We start from the raw sequence: 7,242 nt of genomic DNA on the forward strand, positions 1-7,242 counted from the left end.
GGCGTGGCCGTGCTCGGCGCCCTCTACGCCTCCCGCGTCACCACCGCCACCCTGCACGCCCTGGCGGGCCTGCCCGCCCCGCCCGGCGCCGTCCACCGGCTGGCCGCCGCTGTTGCCTCCGGCGCCGGCACCCGGGTAGCCACCGTGGTCCCGCCCGCCGCCCGCGCCGCGGTCACCCACGCCGCCCGCGCCGGCACCGCCAGCGGGCTCAACGACGTCCTGCTCGCCGCGGCCGCGTTCGCCGCGCTCAGCGCGATAGCTGGCTTCGCCTTCGGACCCGACCCAGCCAGGCAGCCGCCGCCCAGCCCCGCCCCCGGCGAACTGTCCGCCCAGTCGGCCCCCGCCCAGCACCAGGCCCAGCGACCGGCCGGGCCCGAAACAACGGCATAACTTTGCCCCTGACGCTCAGCGGTGACCTGACGCTATGTAGGTCGGGCCCCCGTCCCCTGCTCAGCCCGACAGCCTAGGTGAGTGACGAAGAAGCGGGCTGGTTGGGTGGGGTTTGCCGGTGGGTCTGGGAGAATGACACTGGTGTAGTTCTCCTGGTCTGGGGGTGTGCATGCTGGGGCGGGTGGATCCGCAGCTGAGCCTGCTGGACGCTGGCAGCCTGCTGGAGGGGCTGGTGGATGAGGACTCCTTCTACGGCAAGCTGGCCAGGCATGGCCGGTCGCTTGTCGGTGACGAGGAGTTCGCCGACTGTTACGCGGCGGGCTGGGGTCGGCCGTCGATCCCGCCGTCGACGCTGATGCTGGTCTGCCTGCTGGCGATGCACGACGGCACCAGCGACCGGCAGACCGCCCAGCAGGTGCGCCTGAACCTTGGCTGGAAGACCGCGCTTCACCTGCCGATCGACCATCCCGGCTTTCACCCCACCACCTTCAGCGTGTTCCGCTCCCGGATCGTGCTGCACCAAAAGGACGAGCAGTTGTTCCGCGCGGTGGTGGCCCGGGCGGTGGCGGCGGGGGTGCTGCCCCGTCGCAGCCTGCAGCTGATCGACTCCTCGCCGATCCTTGGTGCTGGCGCGGTCAAGGACACCTACGAGCTGCTGCGCAGCGCGATCGGCGCGCTGGTGCGTGCGGCCGGCCACCACACCCTGTCCAAGGGGTCGCAGCGGCAGCTCAAGCGGTACCTGCGCCAGTCCAAGCCCAGCATCGACTGGCAGGATGCTGTGGCCAGGCGGGCGGAGCTTGGCCGCATGGTGGGGGTGGCCGAGCGGCTGCTGGCCGCCACCAGCAACCGCGGTGAGTGCGCCGAGGCGGTGGGGCTGCTCGGCCGGCTGCTGGCCCAGGACGTCGACGGTCGCGGTCCCGATGGCAAGGGGCCGCAGCTGCGCCAGCAGGTGGCCCGCGACCGGGTGGTCTCGACCTCCGACCCCGAGATGCGCCACGGCCGCAAGAGCCGCGCCCGCAAGCTCGACGGCTACAAGCTACACCTTGTCGAAGAGCCCGGAAGCGAGCTGATCACCGCCATCGACGTCACGGCGGCCAACACCAGCGACGGCGATGTCGCCGCCGAGCTGGTCCGCCAAGCCGACCGCAACGGCGCCGCCGCCGGCGAGCTGGTCGGCGACATGGCCTACGGGGACGGGGACACCCGCGTCGAGGTCGCCACCGCCGGCGCACAGCTCACCGCCAAGGTCCCCCCGGCCCACAACCACGGCCGCTTCACCAAGCAGGACTTCACCATCGACCCGTACCTGCCCTCGGCGACCTGCCCAGCCGGGCACACCACCACCAGGCTGATCGGCAACGGCCGCGACCGCCACGGCCGGCAGGCCTTCGCGCTGGTGTTCCCCGCGGGCACCTGCGGGGCCTGCCCGCTGCGCCAGCGCTGCGTCGCCGGCAGCGGGCCACGGTCGGTCGCGCTGCACCACCATGAAGCCCTGCTCCAGCAGGCCCGGGCTGCCCAGCAGCACCCCACGGTCAAACGCAAGCTGCGCCGACGCCCGATCATCGAACGCAAGATCGACCACTGCAAGGACGCCGGGGCGGGCAAGGCCCGCTACCGGGGCCGCCGCAAGGTGCTGTTGCAGGCCCGCCTGGCCGCCGTGGTGGTCAACCTCAAACGCCTGGCCGTCCTGGACGCCCTCGACACCGTAGATGGCCTGGAGGCCGCCCATGCTGCTTGACCCCAACCCCACCTTCCCAACAACCACCACACCGCCAGCGACCGGCGTCATCCCTGGCGGCCGCCACCCACTCACCCACGGGAATACCACCTTTTCGTCACTCACCTAGGCTTCGGGGATCGACGAGCTCGGGGAAGGAGGCCCTGATGAATGTGTACGTCGGGATGGACGTGCATCGCAAGCGCTCCCAGGTCGCCATCGTGGATGACGCCGGCATCCAGCAGCGCAACCGCAACCTCCCCAACGATCCGGCCAAGCTGGTGCCGATCCTTGGCACGCTTGCGCCGGGCACCCCGGTCGGCTTCGAGGCGGCCTACGGTTGGGGTTGGCTGGTGGAGTTGCTGGAGGAGTTGGAGCTGGAACCGCACCTGGTCCATCCCAGCCGCTGCAAGGCGATCGCCTCGGCCCGGCTGAAGAACGACAAGGTCGACGCGGCCACCCTGGCGCAGCTGCTGCGCGCCGACCTGCTGCCCGAGGCCTGGATCGCGCCCCAGGCCACCCGCGATCTGCGGGCGCTGCTGCGCCACCGGGCCAGCCTGGTCCGCCTGTCGACCTGCCTGAAGAACCGGGTGCATGCGGTGCTGGCCGACCGCGGCATCGGTGAGGACCGGGGCCTTTGGACCGGTCCCGGGCGGGCCTGGCTGGCCGCCCTCGAGCTGCCGCCAACCCCACGGGCGATCATCGAGGACTGCTGCGGGTTGCTGGACGCCCTGGCCACCCCGATCGGCCGGCTGGAGCGGGAGATCGCTGCGCTGGCCAAGCCCGACCCCAGGGTCCAAGCGCTCATGGCCCTGCCCGGGGTTGGCCGGCTGACCGCGATGACGTTGGTCGCCGAGATCGGTGACATCAGCCGCTTCCCCACCGCCCGCAAGCTGTGCGCCTGGGCCGGGCTCACCCCCCAGGTGCGCAACTCCGACCGCAAGATCCGCCACGGCCACATCACCAAGCAGGGCTCACCGTGGGTGCGTGGGATCCTGCAGGAGGCCGCCCAGACCGCCAAACGCCACCCCATGTTCGCCCCCGCCTACGGCCAGCTCGCCCGCCGCCGCGGCACCAACATCGCCACCGTGGCGATCGCCCGGCGGCTGCTGGCCCGCTCCTTCCACATCCTCACCCAGCTGGAGGCCCAGCAGAAGCCATCGGAGAAGGCCAGTACCGGGCGTGCTCGCGTTTTCGCATGAGCCTGCAACACGGCCGTTGACCTGACTGAGCAGCCCGGGTCCGGACTCACCGTCATGCGGACCCCACCCGGGGCCCGAATGGGTGCATGCGAGACCTTCTCCGCGACCTCGTCCGGGCCTTCTCGTCCCATGATCCTGCGCCGGTCCTGGCCGGCGGCAAGGTCGTTCGTCCAGCGGGGCGCTCCACCTTGCCCCCGGCTGCGGCCCGGCATCCACCGCCGACACGAGAAGCCAGCCAACCCACCGCCCTCCAGGGAGGGTGGATCCCTCACGCCCTTGACAGGGCCCGACCTCATGGGTGCGAAAACGCTGGTCCGGACAGCGCTTAGCCCTCGATTGCTGATAAGGATGAGGTCTACCCGAACCGGGTCGTATCTGTGTCCATCACCTGTCCTCAAACGTACCTTTCTGCAACAAGCCAAGCAGATGCCTTTCAGCCCCGCTTCCCCGGCGTCCAGAACCCGTGTCCGAAATCAACGTCGCAAAACCACGGCCCTTGAAAGGTTATGCGACACTCGGGCATGGCCCATCTCCTCGGCTACGCCCGCATCTCGACCGGCGACCAGCACCCCGACCTGCAGGTCGACGCGCTGAAGGCGGCCGGCTGCTACCGGGTCTTCCTCGACACCGCCAGCGGCGCCCTGGCCGCCCGGCCGGCGCTCGACCAGGTCCTCGATCAGTTGCGGCCGGGCGACACCCTGGTGGTCTGGAAGCTGGACCGGCTGGGCCGGTCACTGCGCCACCTGGTCGACACCATCGCCACCCTGGCCGACCGCGGCGTCGGGTTCCGCTCGCTGCAGGAGTCGATCGACACCACCACCCCGGGCGGCAAGCTCGTCTTCCACATCTTCGCCGCCCTGGCCGAGTTCGAGCGCGACCTGATCCGGGAGCGGACCACCGCCGGGCTGGCCGCCGCCCGGGCCCGCGGCCGCACCGGCGGCCGGCCGGCGGTGATGACCGAGCCCAAGATCCGGCTCGCCCGCGAAATGTATGCCTCTCGGCAGTACACGGTGGCCGCGATCGCCAGCACGCTGGGGGTCAGCCGGGCATCCATCTACCGCCATCTCGGCGACCTCGAAGACTGACTCCACGACTGCCGCGCAGCTGGGGCGACGGTCACGGCCTTGTCGCGGTGCCCTGTCATGCTCACCAACAGCCTCACGAGGTCGGCAGCGATACGGAGAATGGGGTCGCAGCAAGGAGCTGCCGGTCCAGGGCAAGGGAGGGCAATGGAGCAAGCCAACATCGACCGGGTGCGCCGGGTACTTGGCCAGCGACCCAGGCCACCCTGGCGGGTGCTATGGCGCGGCCGACCCCCGCCGCTGCAGGCGAGCGGCCGCAGTATGCGACCATGGTGGCGGCGGTGGCTGGCGCTGCAGGTGGGTTGGCGGCTGCTGTGGACCGAGCGGCTGCGCCGCGACCTCGCCCCGATCTACCAAGTTGTCGCCTGCCGCCGTGGCCGCCACCGTGACGCCTTGGTCATGGCCGATGCGCTTGTCGGCAGCGAGCTTGGCGATGCGTACCCCGAGATGGCGATTTGCGAGATCTGTGGCCGCGCCATCTATTGGCCCAACGGCACGCCCACAGTGGCTGGTCCTGAAATCAGATAGCTGCGGCGCGATCCAGGGTCGTCGGCTCCGGCGGCTATCCTGCCGCCAGCTGAAGGAGGAACGCGGGCGTGTACCGCGCGCCCAGGCCCAGGTCCTCATAGAGCTGGGTGGTGGGAACCCGATTCCAGCGGTGTCCGAGAAGCAACGCCAGGCCGGCGGGGCATGCGAGCACCAGGTGCAGCCGCGGAGTACGGCTGGCGTCCGCCAGCTGTCGTACCTGGTTCCGGATGGCTTGGGCGAGGGCGACGGCGTGGCCCGGGCCGGTGACGGCCTGATTGCTGAGGATCACGGGAAACTCCCCAGACTCGATCACTGAATATAGGTTCATATGAGCCCCACTTCGTGGGGCAGCCTTGTGCGGAAGGTCCCTTGCTCGGGCCGACAATCCTGCGCCAGCCCTTGGCGGGGTCCAGGTCGTTCGTCCTTCGCTGCGCTGCGGGCGCTCCACCTGGACCCCGCCGGCGTGCCGGTGGGAAGCGCTGGCCGACAAGGAGGAAGGGACCACGATGCTCGGCCGGGCTGAGGCGTCAGGATGAAGCATGCTGTACCACCCCGCTCGGTGGCGTCGCTGCTGCGGCGACAAGGCCGTGCTCGTCGATCAGGGCGAGGTACTGGTCGACCAGGCCCATCGACATCCCGGTGAGTAGGGGCAGCTCCTCGCGGGCGTACTTGGCGGCCAGCAGCCGGACCCGTTCGAAGCCGCGGATGTAGTTGTCCACCGCCTCCTTGGAGTGGTAGGTACGCGCCGCGATGTCGGGCGTGGTGAGCCCGGAGACGTACAGGCGGATGACGGCTGCCTTGTGGGTCGGGTAGCTGCCCATATCGACGACGTAGCCCCGCAGGGGGAGGAACTCGCCGCGTTGGCGGAGCTCGACGGTGGTCAGGCTCACCGCGCCCGGCGAGTAGCCGGTCAGCAGGCCGATGTCGGCCTGGGAGAGCAGCCCCCCTTGCCGGTAGGCCTCGTGGGTCAGCCGCCGCACCCGGATCTCGCGCCGCTTGGCCGCTGGCAGGTGGGCTCGGATCGCCTCGGTGTCCTCGTCGGCCACGATGGTCAGCCGCACCGGCACGAGCTTGGTCTTGGCGGTGGTCTTGCCGCGGCCCGGCCGCTCGGTGGCCGCCGCGGCGTTGTAGAGGAGCTGGCCGGGCTCGAGGTCGCCGGGGTGGGCGTAGTAGCGGCGGATCGTCTCGCAGAGGTCGGCCACGATCGCGGCCACCACCACCTGGCCCTTGTCGTAGCCGTACTCGTGCAGGAACTTGTAGCGCAGCAGCGACGCGAGGTTCCGGCGGGCCAGGCGCCGGTAGTCGACCAGGGCGCGGGACTCCCCTCTCACCGGCGGCCCCCCTTTTTTGTCGTGGCCGGTTCGGCGTCGAGCAGGTCGTAGAGGCGAGGCGCGGCCGGGAACTCCCGGCGGGCGCGCTCATACAGACCGATGTACTCACCGATGAGGGCGGCCGAGCGCCCGGTGGCGGCCCGGATCTCGGCCACCTTGGCGCCGCGGGCATACAGGGCGGCGATCTGGCGGAAGTCGGCCAGGTAGCGGCGGATCGACCCCTCCGAGTGGGCCGTGCGCTGCTCGATGTCGGTGAACTGCAGCCCCCACAGGTACAGCTGGACGACCTTGGCCTTGTGCGAGATGCCCGGGCCGATGTCGCGGATCTGCCCGCGGGTCGGCACCGCCTCGTCCCTGCTGCGCAGCCCGGCCAGGTCCCGCTTCACCGTCGCCGGCGACGAGCAGGTCAGGTAGGCGAGGTCCTCGACGGTGAGCAGCGCCCCCTGCACGCGGGCCTGGCGGGCCAGGCGAGCCAGGCGCCGCTCGCGCATGGCCGCCAGCCCCCGGCTGCGCAGCGCCTCGGCGTCCTCGGACGCTGCAAGCTCAAGGCGCACCTGGACCTTGCGGCAGGCGACGATCGGCTTGCCCGGCGGCTCCTCGGCGTCAACGGCCAGGTAACAGAGCTCGCCGGGGCGGGCCGGCACCTGACCGTACTCGGCGAAGTAGCGGGCCATCTGCTCGTAGTGGGCTCGGGCGAGCACCGGGGTGAGGTTGAAGTCCTCGCAGATCCTGGCCACGATCGCCGACTCGGCGTCCTTGGCAGCCAGTCGCGCGGTCCCATAGGTGTCCATGAGCCACCTCCCACGGGTGGTTACGGCCCATGGAAAGTACGGCTCATACGACCCCAGAGTAACTCCCCACCCTTGAGCACCCAGGTGGGCCGTTGGAGGTCCGGCGATGGGAGGGGGACTCCCCCGATGCTGACGGTGTCCAAGCCCTCAGCCGAAGGAGTCCCGGTCCATGCTCACATGGGGAGACGACGTGGAGGTGCA

8 protein-coding genes are annotated in these 7,242 nt (G+C 70.7%); 5 read left to right on the plus strand and 3 right to left on the minus strand.

Translation table 11 applies throughout. The features are described from left to right. From VG276_02975 to VG276_02995, 5 genes are all read left to right on the plus strand, one after another. Window positions 1–390 (plus strand): hypothetical protein (locus VG276_02975; protein ID HEV8648372.1); only part of this gene is annotated, 390 nt, incomplete at its 5' end. Between the two features lie 181 nt (window positions 391–571). Then, entirely contained in the window at window positions 572–2,128 is a 1,557-nt protein-coding gene (locus VG276_02980; GenBank protein HEV8648373.1) for an IS1182 family transposase, read from the plus strand. 146 nt (window positions 2,129–2,274) lie between these two features. Continuing rightward, on the plus strand, window positions 2,275–3,309 hold the full coding sequence (locus VG276_02985) for an IS110 family transposase (protein ID HEV8648374.1): 1,035 nt from the start codon (window positions 2,275–2,277) through the stop codon (window positions 3,307–3,309). Between the two features lie 521 nt (window positions 3,310–3,830). Continuing rightward, window positions 3,831–4,394, plus strand: coding sequence for a recombinase family protein (locus VG276_02990; GenBank protein ID HEV8648375.1), 564 nt, complete (start codon window positions 3,831–3,833; stop codon window positions 4,392–4,394). A 144-nt stretch (window positions 4,395–4,538) separates the two neighbouring features. Beyond that, window positions 4,539–4,919 carry a hypothetical protein gene (locus VG276_02995; GenBank protein ID HEV8648376.1) on the plus strand — a complete coding sequence of 127 codons (381 nt, stop codon included), beginning with the start codon at window positions 4,539–4,541 and terminating at the stop codon, window positions 4,917–4,919. A 34-nt stretch (window positions 4,920–4,953) separates the two neighbouring features. Here VG276_02995 and VG276_03000 read toward each other — a convergent pair whose 3' ends face one another. From VG276_03000 to VG276_03010, 3 genes are all read right to left on the minus strand, one after another. Beyond that, window positions 4,954–5,208 carry an SAVED domain-containing protein gene (locus VG276_03000; protein HEV8648377.1) on the minus strand — a complete coding sequence of 85 codons (255 nt, stop codon included), beginning with the start codon at window positions 5,206–5,208 and terminating at the stop codon, window positions 4,954–4,956. Window positions 5,209–5,446: 238 nt separating this feature from the next. Further along, entirely contained in the window at window positions 5,447–6,250 is an 804-nt protein-coding gene (locus VG276_03005) for a DUF1670 domain-containing protein (protein HEV8648378.1), read from the minus strand. Then, a complete protein-coding gene (locus tag VG276_03010) occupies window positions 6,247–7,041 on the minus strand; it encodes a DUF1670 domain-containing protein (GenBank protein HEV8648379.1) in 795 nt (264 codons plus the stop codon). Before VG276_03010 ends, VG276_03005 begins: the two co-directional genes overlap by 4 nt. Between the last annotated feature and the right edge of the window lie 201 nt (window positions 7,042–7,242).

Source organism: Actinomycetes bacterium, from assembly GCA_036000965.1.
GTDB lineage: Bacteria > Actinomycetota > CALGFH01 > CALGFH01 > CALGFH01 > DASYUT01.

Coding starts and splice junctions, on each gene's coding strand:
- VG276_02990 (HEV8648375.1), top strand. CDS start 3,831: ATGGCCCATCTCCTCGGCTACGCCCGCATCTCGACCGGCGACCAGCAC.
- VG276_03010 (HEV8648379.1), bottom strand. CDS start 7,041: ATGGACACCTATGGGACCGCGCGACTGGCTGCCAAGGACGCCGAGTCG.
- VG276_02985 (HEV8648374.1), top strand. CDS start 2,275: ATGAATGTGTACGTCGGGATGGACGTGCATCGCAAGCGCTCCCAGGTC.
- VG276_02995 (HEV8648376.1), top strand. CDS start 4,539: ATGGAGCAAGCCAACATCGACCGGGTGCGCCGGGTACTTGGCCAGCGA.